Raw genomic sequence first — 14,685 nt, forward strand, 5'->3', positions numbered from 1 at the left:
CGGTGCTGGCGGCCGCCCGCGCGGAGCTGGCGGCGGTCGGGGCGGACCTCGCCGACCGGGGCCGCCTGGAGCACCCCGACGACGTCTTCTTCCTGACCCTCACCGAGGCCCGTGAGGACCTCGACCGCCGCGACCTGGTCCGTGCCCGCCGCCACCTACGACCGCGAGCTGCGGCGCCGGCACGTGCCGCGGCTCGTGTACTCCGACGGCACCGAGCCCGAAGCGCTCGCGGAGACCGCTCCGGCCGACGGCGACCTCACCGGGGTCCCGGCCTCGGCGGGCACGGTGACCGGCCCGGTGCGGGTGATCACCGACCCGCAGGGCGCCCACCTGGACCCCGGCGACGTGCTGGTGTGCCCGTCGACCGACCCCGGGTGGACGCCGCTGTTCCTCACCGCCGGCGGCCTGGTGATGGAGATGGGCGGGTCGAACTCCCACGGCGCGGTCGTCGCCCGGGAGTACGGCCTGCCCGCGGTGGTGGGCGTGCGCGACGCCGTGGCCCGGCTGGCCGACGTCACCACCGTGCGCGTGGACGGGACGAGCGGGCGGGTCGAACCGGTCGGGTAGCTACGGGACCAGCCGGTAGAACCGGAAGATGTCGTGCTCCAGCTCGTCGAGCACCTCGACCGCGGTGAACCCCGCGGCCCTGGCGTACTCCTCGAGCGTCGAGCGGCGCATCACCGTGCCGGTGCCCACCGAGCCGGACGTCGACAGGCCGTCGGGCAGGCAGCACATCAGCGAGAAGCCGTAGAACAGCCGCTCGACCTCGTCGCCGTCGGGCGCGAACGCGTCGGCCACCTTCTCGTCCATGATCAGCACGGTGCCGTCGGCGGTGACAGCGCGGCGCATGGCGGCGAGCACCGAGACGGGGTCGGGCATGTCGTGGACGCACTCGAAGGCGCACACGAGGTCGTAGGCGCCGGGCTCCGCCGTCGCCACGTCCGCGTGGTGCACGCGGACCCGGTCGGCGACGCCCTCGGCCTCGGCGTGCCGGCGCGCGGCCGCGACGGACGCGGCGTCGACGTCGAAGCCGTCCACCGACGTCGCCGGGTAACCGCGCGCGATGCCGATCGCCGACCAGCCCTCGCCGCACCCGACGTCGGCCACGCGGCCGCCGGCGCGCAGGGCGGCGTCGACCTCGCCGAGCAGCGGCAGGTGGTCGCGGCTCAGGGCGTCGCGCAGCAGCGGGCGGTTCTGGGCCGCCTGGCCCTCGCGGGCGTCGTCACCCAGCGCCTCCCAGCTCACGCCGCCACCGGTGCGGAACGCCTCGAGCAGGTCGTCGACCCGGCGCAGGGACGCGACGAGGATGCGGGCGAACGGGGTCAGCACGGCCTCGCTGTCGAGGTCGGCGAGCACCGGGACGTGCGCCGCCGGCATCGCGAAGCGACGCCCGTCGGGGTCGGCGGCCGGGTCGTCGACGGTGAGCATCCCGCTGACGGCCTGGTACTCGAGCCACTCGCGGGCATAGCGGGCGGCGGTGCCGGTGCGCGCGGCGAGCTCGCCCGCCGTCGCGGGCCCGTCCTGCGCGAGCGAGCGGTACCAGCCGAGACGGTCGCCGAGGTAGAGCGCGGTCGTCTGCTCCATGCCGAGGATCCAGCCGAACACCGTCTCGGCGCAGGCGTCGGTGGTGTGGGTGGGGGTGTCGTCGGTCGTCGTCATGCGCCGAGGCTCGCACCAGCGGCTGGCACGGCGCTGTCTCCGCGCTGTCGGCGCGCTCCGGGCCCCTATCCTCGTTCGGTGGGAGTGCGGGACGAGCCGGGGCAGACCCTCCGGTTCGCGCGGTCCGACGAGCGCACGGTGGCCTGGGCGGCCGTCGGCACGGGCCCGCCCCTGGTGGTCGGCGGCTGGTGGATGGGCCACCTCGAGCTGAACTGGGCCGACCCCGCCTTCCGCGCCTTCTTCGGGAGGCTGGCCGCCGGGCACACCGTGGTGCGCTATGACCGGCCCGGCTCGGGGCTCTCGCCGGGCGCGCCCGACCACTCCCTCGACGGCGAGGTGGCGGCCCTGGCCGACGTCGTCGCCGCGCTCGGCGAGGCGCCGGTGACACTTCTGGGGGCCTCGTCCGGCGGCCCGGTCGCCGCAGCGCTGGCCGCCCGGCGCCCGGACCTCGTCGAGCGTCTCGTGCTCTACGGCACCTTCGCCGACGGGTCCCGGCTCGCCTCGCCGGCGGTCCGGGACCAGCTCGTCGCCCTCGTCGGCACCCACTGGGGGCTGGGCTCCCGGGTGCTGGCCGACCTGTTCCTGCCCGGCGCGACCCCGGCCGAGCGCGACGGGTTCGCGCGCTTCCAGCGGGCCTCGGCCACCGCCGCCACCGCGTCCGCCGCGCTCGCCGCCGCGTACGCGTTCGACGTCCGGGCGGAGCTCGACCGGGTGGCGGCGCCGACCCTCGTGCTGCACCGGCGCGACGACCGCGCCGTCCCCGTCGCGCTCGGCCGGGACGTCGCCGCCACCGTCCCGGACGCCTCCTTCGTCGCGCTCGAGGGCGACGAGCACTTCCCGTGGCGCGGGGACGCGGACGCGGTGCGCCGGGCCGTGCTGGCGTTCCTCCCGGGCTCCTCGCCGGCGCCCCGGCGCGAGGTCACCCCGCCGACGAGCGTGCTCTCCCCGCGCGAGCTCGACGTCCTGCGGCTGGTGGCCGAGGGCCTCGCCGACCGGGAGATCGCCCGCCGCCTGTCCCTGAGCCCGCACACCGTGCACCGGCACCTCGCGAACGTGCGCAGCAAGCTCGACCTGCCCTCCCGCGCGGCCGCCGCGGCCTACGCGGAGCGCCACCACCTGCTCGAGCCGTAGCCCCGCCTGGCCCGTCCCGGCCACCCCCGCGGATGGCCGGAAGGGGCGACGCGGCCGCCCGCCGCGGCGGAGTGTGCTGCTCCCATGACCACGACCACGATCCCCACCCCGTCCGCGAACCCCGTCCGGGGCCGGCTCAACGCCGCGTTCTTCCGGGTCATGGACCGCTACGTCCACCGCCACCTCGGCGACCGCAAGGCCGCCCTGTTCGCCGACCTGCCGGGCACGGTGGTGGAGCTGGGCGCCGGCACGGGGGCGAACACGCGCTACTACCCGGCGGGGACGCACCTGATCGCCGTCGAGCCCAACCCGCCGATGCACCGTCCCCTGCGGGAGGCCGCCGCCCGCCACGGCCTCGACCTCGAGATCCGCGCGGTGGGAGCCGAGGACACGGGCCTGGCGGACGGGAGTGTCGACGCGGTGGTGAGCACGCTGGTGCTCTGCACCGTGGACGATCCCGCCGCGGTCGTCGCCGAGGTGCGCCGGATCCTGCGCCCCGGCGGCCGGTTCCTCGTGCTCGAGCACGTCGCGGCCCCGGACGGCCCGCTCGCCCGGCTGCAGCGCCTGCTGTGGACCTGCTGGCGGTGGGCGTTCGAGGGCTGCGACCTGCGGCGGCACACCGGTGACCTGCTGGCCAGGGCGGGCTTCGCCGACGTGGCCCTGGAGCGTTACCGCGCCGGCTGGGTGTTCCTGCCCGTAGACGAGCAGGTGGCCGGGACGCTGCGCCGCTGAGTCGTCCGGCACCCCCACAGCGCCGCGGACCCGCCGACGCCGGACACCGCGGCCACCGCGACGCCGGCGGCCGGGCTCGCCGCCGCCTCCGCCACCAGGCCGGCCGTCCCCGGGCCCACCAGCCCGCCGACGGCGGCGGCGAGGTGCAGCACGCCGAGACGGCGACCGAAGCCGACCACCCCGAACAGCTCGGCCGTGGCCGCCCCGGTGAGCCCGACGAAGGTCCCGTGCGCCGCGCCGAACACCAGCGCGAAGCCGGCGAGGGCCGCGACGCCGTGCGCCGGGGCCCACAGGCCGAGGCTCAGGGTCATCACCAGGGCCCCGGCCCGGAACACGGCGAAGGCACCCCGGCGGGCGACGGCCGGCACGACGGCCAGCCGGGCGACCAGGCTCGCCGCGCCCGCGGCCGCGACCAGGGCGGCGCCGGTGGCGAGGTCGATCCCCCGCAGGGCGGCGAACGGCGCGAGGTGCACGAACGGCACGAACATCGCGGCGGAGAGCCCGACGGCGCCCAGACCGAGTCGCCGGAATCCGCGGTCGACGAGGACGGCCCGCAGACCCGGCTCCGGCGGGGCGGGCGCCGCGCCGTCTCGCGACCCGACGGCGGGCGCCGCGGGGACGCACGCCCCGAGCACGACGGCGGCCACCACGGCGAGCACGACGGCGGCGCCCCGGAGCCCGAGCGGCGCGACCAGGGCCACGATCGCCGGCGGAGTGATCGCCGTCGCCAGCCCCGCACCGGCCGTCGCCACCACCAGCGCGGGGCCCCGCCGGCGCTCGAACGCGGCCCCGACGGCCGCCTGCAACGGGACGAACAGGCAGCCCGCGCCCCCGCCGACGCCGAGGGCGAAGCCGGCGGCCGCCACCGCGAATCCGGGCGACGCGGCGAGGACGAGCAGGCCGCCGGGCACGAGGAGCGCGGCGAGCGCGACCAGCGGGCGGGCGCCGTGCCGCTCGGCGAGGGACCCGGTGACCACCCCCGGGGCGAGCATGGTGGCGAGCGTCGCCGCGAGCATCACCGACGCCGTCCCCGCGCCGACCCCGAACGTGGCGGCGACGGGCCCGACGAGCGGACCGGTGCCCGTGGCGAGCCCGAGGGCCACCGCGGTGGCGGCCACCGTCGCCGCCAGCAGCGGGCCGGGGGACACCGGCGTCACCACGATCGCCCCGGCGCGGGCCGGAAGTACTCGCCGGCGATCGAGGCCCGGTAGAGGTCCGCGCCCACCACGGCCTCGAGCCCGGCGGTCTGGGTGGCCGGGGCGCGCAGGGCGGCGACCTTGCGGTCGAGGAGCTCCCCGTCGAACTCGAGGTCGACGGCGAGCTCGGCGTCCGGGCAGGGCGCGAAGGCGTCGTCGGCGTCGTCCATCGGCTCGACGAACTCGCCGAACCTCCGCACCCAGGCCTCGGTCACGGCCGCGTGCAGCACCCGGGGCGTCGCCGGCACGCGTCGCAGCGCACGGTCGGTCCACGCCGAGACCGCGCGGTGGTCGCGGTGCCCGGTGATCCCGTCGGGCCCGAAGGTCAGGACGGTGTCGGGCGCGACCTCGGCGACGATCGCGGCGAGCTCGTCGACGGCCTCCGCGCCGGGGTCGGCGACGAGCGCGCCGTCGAGGTGGCAGCGCCCGCTCGCGTCACCGAGGAAGCGGTGCTCGATGCGGCGCCGTGCCGGGTCGAGCGCGGCGAGGCTCGCCCTGATCTCCCGTGACCGCTCGGCGACGAGGCGGGCCGGCGGCCAGCGCGCCGGGTCGTCGGTGCCGTGCTCGCCGCGGGTGGCGGTCACGACGACGACCCGCCGACCGGCGGCGACCGCCGCGGCCAGGACGCCGCCGGAGAGGTAGAGCTCGTCGTCGGGGTGGGCCCAGACCCCGAGGACCCTGCCGAGGGCGGCGACGTCGCCGGGGGTGCGGACAGTGGTGCGGACGGGACGGGTGGTGGTCGGGGCGCTCACGGCGGTCTCCGGTCGACGACGGGGTGGGACGCCGTCGAGACTCGGGCCGGGCGCTGTCAGCCGGCGTGCACAGCGCTGTCACGCCCGGCCAGGTGGCGCGCGATCGCCGTGCGGGCCAGCACGAGGGCCTGCTCGCGGTCGGGCGCCCGCTCCGGCGGGACACGACCCCGCCCGCGCGGGTCGTCGTGGGCGTCCGGGGCACGGTCGGCGGCGGCGTCGAGCAGGTCCGCCGTCGCGGTGTCGTCGAGCGTGCGCAGCAGGTCGGCGAGGTTGCGCAGGGTGACCCACTGGTGGCTCCAGTTGCCGCCGGCGGCCCAGTGGTCGATCACCTCGCGGTACCCGACGAGCGCGGCCCCGATGCGCCCGGACCGCGAGCGCAACGACGCCAGCCCCACCGCGGCGATCGCCTCGAGGAAGGTCGACCCCACGCTTCGGGCACGGTCCATCCCGACGAGGTAGCCCTCCTCCGCGGCGTCGGTGCGGCCCTCGACGCTGTCGATCTCGGCGGTCACGTAGGCGGCGAGCCCGAGCAGCGACGGGACGTCGCCCGCGGGCAGGAGCGCGATGAGCTCCCGGGCCCGGCCGGGGTCGCCGCCGTAGAGCGCGGCCAGCGCGCCGACGCCCGGCTCCGGCACGGGGCGATCGACCAGGCCCAGCGCCGCGACGTCGTGGGTGACCGCGTCGGCCCACGCGCCGCGGCTCAGGCTCGCGTCGGCGAGGGCCGACAGGCAGGCGCGCCGTCCCTCGCCGTCCCCGGCGCGGGCGCACGCGAGCCCGCGCCGGGCGAGACGGTCGGCGCCGAGGGCGTCCCCGCGCAGGTAGGCGTCGTGGGAAGCGGCGCCCCACACGCGGGCCTCGCGGGGGTGCCCGGCCAGGGCCGGGTCGTCGACGAGCTCGGTGGAGAGGGCACTCACCTCGCGCAGGTCCTGCCAGTAGGCGATCTCGGCGAGCGAGATCGCCATCGCCGTCGCCGCGTCCAGGTCGCCGCGTGTCCGCGCGAGGCGCCACGCGGCCCGCAGGTTGCCGAGCTCGCGGCGCAGCACCGGCCCGACGACGGCCTCCCGGGCGGTCAGCGCGGTCCGCTCCGCCCACGCCGCGAGCTCCACGGCCCAGCGGACCACGTGCCGGTCGGCGGCGTCGTCCTCCCCCGCGGCGACCAGCCGGTCGCGGCCGAAGGCGCGCAGGGTCTCGAGCAACCGGTACCGCGGGCGCCCCGACGGGTCGGACGCCACCTCCACCATCGAGGCGTCGACGAGCCGTGCCAGCAGGTCCCCCGCATCGCCGGCGAGCCCGAGCGCGGTGGCGACCCCCTCCACCGCGACGAGGTCGACACCGTCGGCGAACGCCGAGAGGTGCCGGAACAGGCGCTGCTCCTCGTCGCCGAGCAGGTCGTAGGACCAGGCGACGGTGGCCCGCAGCGTCCGGTGCCGGGCGTGCAGGGCGCGGCTGCCCAGCAGGTCCAGCGCCCGGTCCAGACGCAGGGCGAGCGCCGCCGGGGCGAAGGTCGACAGCCGCCCGGCGGCCAGCTCGACGGCCAGCGGGAGGCCCTCCAGCCGGCGCACGATCTCGGCGACCTCGCGGAGCTCGTCGGGGGAGAACGCGAGGTCGGGGCGCACGCGGCGGGCGCGGTCGAGGAACACGGCAACCGCGGCGGCGTCGGGCAGCGGGGCGAGGCGCACGACGGCCTCCTCGGCGAGCCCCAGCGGCTCGCGGCTCGTGGTCAGCAGCGTGACCCCCGGGCAGCGTTCGAGGATCCCGGCGACGAGGTCGCGGACGGCGTCGAGCAGGTGCTCGCAGTTGTCGAGCACCAGCAGCCGCGGCGACGCATCCAGGACGTCGAGGCAGGCGGTGAGGACGTCGCCGGTGACGGACCCGAGGCGCAGGGCCGCGGCCAGCGCGTCCGGGATCCCCGCCCCGTCGCCGACCGCCGCGAGCATCAGGGTCGCCGCGTCGGGGCGGCGGCGGGCGAGCTCGCGGGCGAGGCGCGTCTTGCCGACCCCGCCCGTCCCGACCACGCTGACCAGCCGTTCGGTGGCGAGCAACCGGTCCGTCGCGGCGAGCTCGCGGTCCCGTCCGTGCAGGTCCGAGGACGTCGCGGGCACCGCGTGCACGGGCGCGGTGGACGCCGGCGCGGGAACCGGCCCGGCCGCGCCGCCCGCCACGTCGCTCTCGAGGGCGGCCAGCGCCGGCGACGGGTCGAGGCCGGTCTCCTCGGCCAGCCGCGCCCGGAACTCCCGCGCGGTGCGCAGGGCCCGCGGCGCCTGGCCGGTGGCGGCCAGCGCGCGCACCAGCAGCAGGACCGCAGGTTCGCGCAGCGGGTCGTCCTCGACCGCCTCCGTCGCCGGGCCCAGCGCCTCCCCGGCGGCGCCCGCCGCGAGCAGCGCGCCGGCCAGCCCGTCGGTGACGTCGCGCCACAGCTCGGCGGCGGCGTCCGCGGCCGCCCGCAGCGGGGGCACCTCGACGAGGTCGGCGAGGGCCGGTCCGCGCCAGGCGGCCCGCGCCTCGCGCAGCAGCGCCGCCGCCGCGGCGGGATCGGCCGGGGCGAGGTCGCGGGCCCGGTCACGCAGGGTCCGCACCCGGCGCAGGTCGAGCCCGTCGTCGTCGAGGCGCAGCCGGTAGCCGCCCTCGTCGGTGGTCAGGCGGGGTGCCGCGGCGCCCAGGTCGGCGCGCAGCCGCGACACGTGGCTGTGCACCGTCGCCCGCGCGGACCCCGGCGGGTCGTCCGGCCACAGCGCGTCGACCACCTGCTCCACGGTCACCGTGCGCCCCTGCGCCAGCGCCAGCAGGGCGAGCACCGCGCGGCGCTTGGGGCCGCGCACGTCGACCGGCCCGCCGTCGACGCTCAGCCGCAGCGGCCCGAGCACGTCGACCCGGACGGCCTCACCCACACCCATCACCACTCCCCGTGGCGAGCATGCCGTGCTGACAGCGGCGTGCAAGGGGCCTGTCAGCCGTCCGGCCGAACCTCGTCGGTGCTCGACACGCACCGCATCGGGAAGGACCCGCCATGACCACGACCACCACCCGCGAGCAGTCCCTCGTCACCACGCTGCGCTTCACCCTGGCCGGCGACGTCATCGATCCCGCCGACGCCCGCTACGACGAGGCCCGCCGGGTCTGGAACGGGCTGATCGACCGACGACCGGCGGTCGTCGCCCGGTGCACCTCCCGCGCCGACGTCCTCACCGCGCTCGCCGCCGCCCGGGCCCATCGGCCCCCGGTGAGCATCCGCGGCGGCGGTCACCAGATCGCCGGGAGCGCCGTCTGCGACGACGGCCTGGTGATCGACCTGTCGGCCATGACCGGGGTGAGCGTCGACCTCGACGCCCGCACCGTCACCGTCGAGCCCGGCGCCCGCTGGGCCGACGTCAACGCCGCCACGAGCCCGCACGGCCTCGTCGTGCCCGGGGGCGAGGTGTCCGAGACCGGCGTCGCCGGGCTGACCCTCGGCGGGGGCATGGGCCACCTGCAGCGGGCGTACGGCCTGAGCTGCGACGCGCTCCGGTCGGTCGAGATCGTCACCGCCGACGGGACGGTGCGCACCGCGAGCCGCGCCGAGCACCCCGACCTCTTCTGGGCCGTCCGCGGTGGCGGGCGCGGCCTCGGCGTCGTCACCGCGATGGAGTTCGCGTTGCGGCCGCTCGGTCCCGAGGTGGCGCAGGCGCTCGTGCTCTACCCGTACGAGGAGGCGGAGCGGGTCCTCGCGGCGTGGCGGGACGTCGTGCCGCGGATGCCGGACACGGTGTCGCCGGAGTTCGCGGTCTGGGGCATCCCGCCGGACCCCGGGTTCCCGGCGGAGATGCACGGCGCTCCGGTGGTCATGGTCGCCGGGCTGTACGCAGGGCCCGCGCAAGAGGGCCTCGAGGTGCTCGCGCCGCTGGCCCGCCTGGGCACGCCCCTCGTGGACGCCACCGCGGTCACCGACTACGTCACCAGCCAGTCCGGCTCCGACCCGCTGTTCCCGGCCGGCGCGCGATACTTCTTCAAGTCGCACTTCCTCGAGCGCTTCGACGACGACGCGGCCGCCGCCGTGCTCGCCGCGGGCGCCGCGCGGCCGACCCCGCAGTCGCTGGTCATCGTCCGCACGATGGGCGGGGCGATCGCGCGCGTCGGGGACGACGAGAGCGCCTTCGCCCACCGGAGGGCCCGGTTCAACGTCAGCATCGACGCGGGCTGGACCGATCCGGCGATGGACGACGCCGCGATCGGGTGGGCGCGGGGGTCCTGGGACGCCCTCACGCCGTTCGCCACCGGCGGTGTGTACGTCAACTTCGCGGGGCTGGACGACGACGCCGACCGCGGCGCGGTGTTCGGCACCCACGCGAACCGGCTCGACGCGATCCAGCGCACCTACGACCCGGACGGCCTGCTCGCGGGGGCCGCGGCCCGGCACTGAGGTGACGAACGAACGGCGCGTCCGCTGCGCGGGAAGCAGCGAACGCGCCGCTCGTTCCTCGAGGGGCTCGGCCGGACGGCCCAGCCAGCGGTCGGTGCCCCTCGAGCGCCCCTCACCCCTGCCGCGGCGGCGGGATGACGTTGCCGGCGGGGACGATGTTCTGGTTGGTCCGGAACAGGTTGTCCGGGTCGTAGCGGCCCTTGATCTCGGCGAGCCGGTCGTAGTTCCCGCGGTACGACGCGCGGATGCGGTCCTCGCCCTCCTCCATCATGAAGTTGATGTAGGCGCCGCCCGCCGAGTACGGGTGCAGCGCCTCCCAGTAGTCGCGGGCCCAGCGCGTGATCGCGTCCACGTTGGCGGGATCGGGGTCGACGCCCACGATGACCCCGGACCACCCGCCGTCGCGGTACGAGAACGCGGTCGCGTCCTCGGGCACCTGGGCGGCCGCACCGTCGATCGGGTACAGGTGCATCGTCGACTGGCCGCTGGGCAGCACCTCGGCGAAGCGTCGGTGCACCTCGATCGCCTCGTCGCTGATTTCCCGGAAGACGTCGCCCTTCCAGTACCACTGCAGCCCGGGCGGGAAGAGCGGGTCGAAGGCCGACTGCAGCGCCGCGTACGGCATCGGTTGCACGCCCACCATCAGCGGGGATCCGAACGTGCGCACCGGCTCGAGCACCTCGTCCGCCCGCTCACCCGGACCGGTGTAGCACCAGACGATCGCGCACACGGTCCGCCCCCACAGCTCCTCGGGGAACGGCGGACCCGGCGGGACGGCCACGATCCCGAGCCACCCGCTGAGCTCCGTCGGCAGGGACGGGAGCAGCTCCCGGTACCAGCGCATGACGTCCGCGAGGTCGTCGAGCGCGTAGAACACCGGACCCCCGACGATCGTCCCGGCGTCGCCCACGGGGTGGCAGCGGAAGGTGAACGAGGTGACGACACCGAAGTTGCCGCCACCCCCGCGCAACGCCCAAAAAAGGTCGGTGTGGTCGTCCTCGGACGCGGTGACGAACGAGCCGTCGGCGAGCACGACATCGGCCGAGAGCAGGTTGTCGACGGTCATCCCGTAGCGACGGGTCAGGTAGCCGGTTCCCCCGCCGAGCGTCAGCCCGGCCACGCCCGTGGTGCCGACGATCCCCGACGGCGTCGCCAGCCCGAACGCACCGGTGGCGTGGTCGACGTCGCCCCAGACACATCCGCCCTCGACCCGCACGGTCCGCTGCTCGGGGTCCACGCGTGTACCGCGCATCGGCGACAGGTCGAGCACCAGCGCGTCGTCGGTGACGCCGAGCCCTGCGGCGTGGTGCCCGCCGCCGCGGACGGCCAGCGTCAGGCCGTGCCGGCGGGCGAAGTCCACGCCGGCGATGACGTCGGCGACGTCGCGGCACTGCGCGACGGCGGCCGGACGCTTGTCGATCATCCCGTTGTAGACGGCCCGGACCGTGTCGTAGTCGGGGTCCGCGGGCAGGACGAGCCGGCCGCGCATGACGGCGGTGAGGTCGGTCCAGGGGACGGTGGCGCGTGGTGCGGTCGTGGTCACGGTGAATCTCCCGCGGGGATCGGACGGTCGGCGAGGGACCGACGGTCCTCGGGACGCGTTCGCGCAGCGTTCGCCTCACCCGTGCGGCGGCACGACCTCGGAACGTGCCGTGCACGCGGTCGGATCGACGGCCCGGAGGTCGGCGAGGCACCGCCGCAGGAGGGCGGTGCTGCCGTGCTCGCGGGCCAGGTCCACCGCGGCCCGGAGGCGTGCGACGGCGCCCGGGCCGTCGTCGAGTGCCGCGCGCCGGCGCAGCACCTCCGGGAGCCACCACACGTCCTGGCGCGACCGGGCGTCGGCGACCGCCGCGTCGAGCACCGCCCGTGCCTCGTCCCGATGCCCCCGCCGCTCCGCGATGTCGGCGACGAGCGTCAGCCAGTACGGCATCCGGAAGAACGCACCCGTGGCCCGCAGCCCGTCGATGCCGCGCCGCGCCGTCGCGGCGCCCTCCGCGCCGCCCTGCACCCAGCCGCTCAGCACCGGCGCCCACTCGCGGTAGTACGCGAAGCCGTAGCGCTCGCACAGCTCGGTCAGCTCGGCCGCCGACGCCTCCAGGGCCGGACGGTCGTCGCGGAACTGGTGGGTGACCGCGTCGTAGGCCAGCGCGACGGCGACGCTGTAGGGGTGCTCGATGCGGCGTGCCAGCGCGACGGTCTCCGCGGCGGTCCTGCGGGCCCGGTCGTCGTCGCCGAGCAGCCAGTGGGCGTGGGCGGCCCACCCCACGCCGTGCACGTCGAGGCGGGTACCGACGCTGAGCGACACCGTGTCCGCCGCGTCGGCGACCACCGCGAAGTGGTGCAGCGCCCGCCGGAGCCGCCCGAGGGCGAACGCCGATCCGGCCGCCGCGAAGTGGGCGTGCGCGACGAGGGCAGGGGCGCCGTCGGCCATCGCGACGACCCGCGTCGCGATCGCCTCGGACTCGCCGACAGCGCCCGCGACGAAGCGGGTGATCCAGAGCCCCACCAGCGCGGACAGCTCGGCGTCCCGGTGCCCGATGCGGTGGGCGAGCGCCACCGACGCCTCCAGCGTCTCCCGCACGACCGGTGACGCGTACCCGTGGCGCGCGTTGAGCGGAGCGGCCAGGGCGTCGCGGAGGGCGAGCTCCTCCTCGTCGCGGTGCCGGCCCGGCAGCATCGCCCGGACCAGGAGCAGGGCCTCCCGGAGCAGCCGGATCGCCTCGCCGTGGGCGAAGCGCGAGGCGGCGACGTGGGCGGCGCGCCGGTACGCCGACACCGCCTGCTCCGGGCGCCCGCTCCACGCGTGGTGGCGTGCCAGCCGCACCGACACGGCGTCGAGGTCGTCGGCGTGCAGTTCCTCGAGGGCGTGCGCCAGGCGGCGGTGCAGCAGCCAGCGGGTGGGCGGGCTGGCCAGCGCGTCGGCCGCCTCGCGCAGGAGGTCGTGCGTGAAGTCGTAGCCGGTCGCCGTCTCGCGGACGATCCGGCGGCGCCAGAGCTCGTCGAGCGCCCGGACCACAGCCTCGGCGTCGAGCTCGCTGGCCTCGACGAGCAGGACGAGGGTGAACTCGCGCCCGACGGCTGCGGCGAGGACGGCGACGTCGCGGGCGGTGGGACTCACCTCCTCCAGGCGGGCGCGCAGCATCCCCGCGAGGTCCCGCTGCGCGAGCCCGGGTCCCCCGCTGACGGCCTCCACGACGTGCAGGGGGAGACCGCCCGTGACCGCGTGCAGGGCCTCGGGGTCGTCGGGGGGCCGTCCGCTGACCGCCGTGGCCAGGCGGGCGGTGCCGGCGGCGCCGAGCGGGTCCAGCGTGAGCTCCGACGCGACACCGGTGGCCCGCATCCGCGGGAACCATCCGTCGACCGCTCCCGGTTCGTCCCGGGCGGTGCCGACGACGAGCAGCGGCGAGTCGCCGGCCCGCCCGAGGAGGTGGGCGACGAAGGCGAGGGTCTCCTGGTCGCCCCACTGCAGGTTGTCCAGCACCAGGAGCAGGGGCCTCCCGACCTGCAGGAACGCCTGCGCGAGCCCCTCGGAGAAGCGGTGGCGCCGCCACGCGTCGGCCATGGCGCGCGCGCCGTCGACGAGGCCCGGGTCCGCCCGCCCGGCGCGGGGGACGAGCCGCTCCACCTCGAGACGCCAGACGGGGTCGAGGGCCTCGGCGGCGGCGTGCACCGCCGGCACCCGGAGCCAGTCCGCGACCGGCGCGAGCGCCAGCCGGTCCGAGGTGCCGTAGCAGCCCGACTCCGCCACGACGCCGTCCCGCTCGCGGACGAGGGTGGCGAGCTCGGCGACCAACCGGCTCTTGCCCACCCCCGCCTCGCCCCGGACGAGGACGAGCCCCGGCGTGCCGGCGACGGCGCGACGCCAGGCCCGGGCCAGGGTGGCGAGCTCCGCCTCCCGGCCGACCAGCGCGGGCGTCCCGCCGGCCCGTGCCTCGACCGGGGTCGCCCCGTCGCCGCCGGGGGAGGAGGTCACGGCGCCGAGCGCCCGTCGCGTGTCGGCGTGCGGGGCGACGCCGAGCTCGCGGCCGAGCACCGACGCGCAGCGCTCGTACGTGCTCACCGCGCCGGCGCGGTCGCCCTGGGCGAGCTGCAGCTCCATGAGCGCCCGGTGCCCGGCCTCCTCCAGCGGCCGCAGCCGCACCCGGCGGCGCGCGACGTCGACCGCCGCCGTCAGGTCGCCGGTGCGCCCCAGCGCCTCGGACAGCAGTCCGCACAGACGCGCGCAGCAGTTCTCGCGGTCCTCACGCACCTCGCGCGCCCACTCGTCGTCGACGCCGGGCAGGAACGCGCCGCGGTACTGCCCGAGCGCGGCGGCCGCGTGGCGCACCACCGCGGCGGTGTCGTCCCGTGTCGCCGCGTCGAGGGCGGCCCCGGCCTCACGGTCGAAGACGCGCAGGTCGACGGCCACCTCGGCCACGTCCTGCCAGGCGAGACCGGCGGTGTCGGCCCGCACGACCGGGGCGTGCTCGAGGGCGTGGCGCAGGTGGTGCAGCTCGCGGCGCAGGTTGGTCAGCGCCTGGGCGTCGCCGGAGTCGGGCCAGAAGAGGGCGGCGAGGCGCGGACGGGGGACGACGGTGCCGGCGTGCGCCACGAGGTGGGCGGCCAGCGCGATCCCCCGAGACGACCGGGCTCGCGGACCGCCCTCCTCGTCGGCGATCACCTGTTGGCCGAGCACCGCGACGTGGAGCATCGGAGGCCTCCCCCCAGCGGTCACCCAGGGTGGCGACGGCACCGCCCCGGGGCCAGGATCGGCGGTCCTCCCGCCCGCTTCGACATGCGATCGTGACGATCGCTGTGGCCGGGCTGGGCTGTCCGGAGG

10 protein-coding genes are annotated in these 14,685 nt (G+C 77.3%); 4 read left to right on the top strand and 6 right to left on the bottom strand.

What is annotated here, in order from left to right; genetic code table 11:
* Positions 1-351 precede the first annotated feature (351 nt).
* A complete protein-coding gene (locus ACQPX6_RS29015; protein ID WP_433788394.1) occupies positions 352-567 on the top strand; it encodes a PEP-utilizing enzyme in 216 nt (71 codons plus the stop codon).
* Here the strand turns inward: ACQPX6_RS29015 and ACQPX6_RS29020 are convergent, their stop codons facing one another.
* Positions 568-1,659 carry a class I SAM-dependent methyltransferase gene (locus ACQPX6_RS29020; protein WP_433784249.1) on the bottom strand — a complete coding sequence of 364 codons (1,092 nt, stop codon included), beginning with the start codon at positions 1,657-1,659 and terminating at the stop codon, positions 568-570.
* 78 nt (positions 1,660-1,737) lie between these two features.
* On the opposite strand from ACQPX6_RS29020, the gene ACQPX6_RS29025 reads away from it, so the two are divergent.
* Both ACQPX6_RS29025 and ACQPX6_RS29030 read left to right on the top strand, forming a co-directional pair.
* Positions 1,738-2,790 (top strand): alpha/beta fold hydrolase, encoded by a 1,053-nt coding sequence (locus ACQPX6_RS29025; protein WP_433784250.1) that lies wholly within the window; start codon positions 1,738-1,740, stop codon positions 2,788-2,790.
* A gap of 84 nt (positions 2,791-2,874) precedes the next feature.
* Positions 2,875-3,522 carry a methyltransferase domain-containing protein gene (locus ACQPX6_RS29030; RefSeq protein ID WP_433784251.1) on the top strand — a complete coding sequence of 216 codons (648 nt, stop codon included), beginning with the start codon at positions 2,875-2,877 and terminating at the stop codon, positions 3,520-3,522.
* Here the strand turns inward: ACQPX6_RS29030 and ACQPX6_RS29035 are convergent.
* The 3 genes from ACQPX6_RS29035 to ACQPX6_RS29045 are packed head-to-tail and all read right to left on the bottom strand — an operon-like array spanning position 3,459 to position 8,364.
* On the bottom strand, positions 3,459-4,670 hold the full coding sequence (locus ACQPX6_RS29035) for an MFS transporter (protein WP_433784252.1): 1,212 nt from the start codon (positions 4,668-4,670) through the stop codon (positions 3,459-3,461). The two genes, ACQPX6_RS29030 and ACQPX6_RS29035, sit on opposite strands and share 64 nt — an antisense overlap.
* Before the next feature lie 5 nt (positions 4,671-4,675).
* Positions 4,676-5,470 carry a PIG-L deacetylase family protein gene (locus ACQPX6_RS29040; protein WP_433784253.1) on the bottom strand — a complete coding sequence of 265 codons (795 nt, stop codon included), beginning with the start codon at positions 5,468-5,470 and terminating at the stop codon, positions 4,676-4,678.
* Positions 5,471-5,526: 56 nt separating this feature from the next.
* Positions 5,527-8,364 carry a BTAD domain-containing putative transcriptional regulator gene (locus ACQPX6_RS29045; RefSeq protein ID WP_433784254.1) on the bottom strand — a complete coding sequence of 946 codons (2,838 nt, stop codon included), beginning with the start codon at positions 8,362-8,364 and terminating at the stop codon, positions 5,527-5,529.
* A gap of 113 nt (positions 8,365-8,477) precedes the next feature.
* Between ACQPX6_RS29045 and ACQPX6_RS29050 the strand changes: the two genes are divergently transcribed.
* The gene (locus ACQPX6_RS29050; protein WP_433784255.1) at positions 8,478-9,866 is read left to right on the top strand and encodes an FAD-binding oxidoreductase; all 1,389 of its coding nucleotides are present in this window, start codon (positions 8,478-8,480) and stop codon (positions 9,864-9,866) included.
* A 112-nt stretch (positions 9,867-9,978) separates the two neighbouring features.
* Here ACQPX6_RS29050 and ACQPX6_RS29055 read toward each other — a convergent pair whose 3' ends face one another.
* Both ACQPX6_RS29055 and ACQPX6_RS29060 read right to left on the bottom strand, forming a co-directional pair.
* The gene (locus ACQPX6_RS29055) at positions 9,979-11,409 is read right to left on the bottom strand and encodes an FAD-binding oxidoreductase (protein WP_433784256.1); all 1,431 of its coding nucleotides are present in this window, start codon (positions 11,407-11,409) and stop codon (positions 9,979-9,981) included.
* Between the two features lie 75 nt (positions 11,410-11,484).
* Positions 11,485-14,556 (bottom strand): ATP-binding protein, encoded by a 3,072-nt coding sequence (locus ACQPX6_RS29060; protein WP_433784257.1) that lies wholly within the window; start codon positions 14,554-14,556, stop codon positions 11,485-11,487.
* Positions 14,557-14,685: the final 129 nt, after the last annotated feature.

Source organism: Actinomycetospora sp. CA-101289 (assembly GCF_050955895.1).
Classification (GTDB): Bacteria; Actinomycetota; Actinomycetes; order Mycobacteriales; family Pseudonocardiaceae; genus Actinomycetospora.

Bases quoted from the DNA above. Each gene is read 5' to 3' on its own strand.
- ACQPX6_RS29020 (WP_433784249.1), bottom strand. From the start codon at position 1,659: ATGACGACGACCGACGACACCCCCACCCACACCACCGACGCCTGCGCC.
- ACQPX6_RS29050 (WP_433784255.1), top strand. From the start codon at position 8,478: ATGACCACGACCACCACCCGCGAGCAGTCCCTCGTCACCACGCTGCGC.
- ACQPX6_RS29030 (WP_433784251.1), top strand. From the start codon at position 2,875: ATGACCACGACCACGATCCCCACCCCGTCCGCGAACCCCGTCCGGGGC.
- ACQPX6_RS29045 (WP_433784254.1), bottom strand. From the start codon at position 8,364: ATGGGTGTGGGTGAGGCCGTCCGGGTCGACGTGCTCGGGCCGCTGCGG.
- ACQPX6_RS29060 (WP_433784257.1), bottom strand. From the start codon at position 14,556: ATGCTCCACGTCGCGGTGCTCGGCCAACAGGTGATCGCCGACGAGGAG.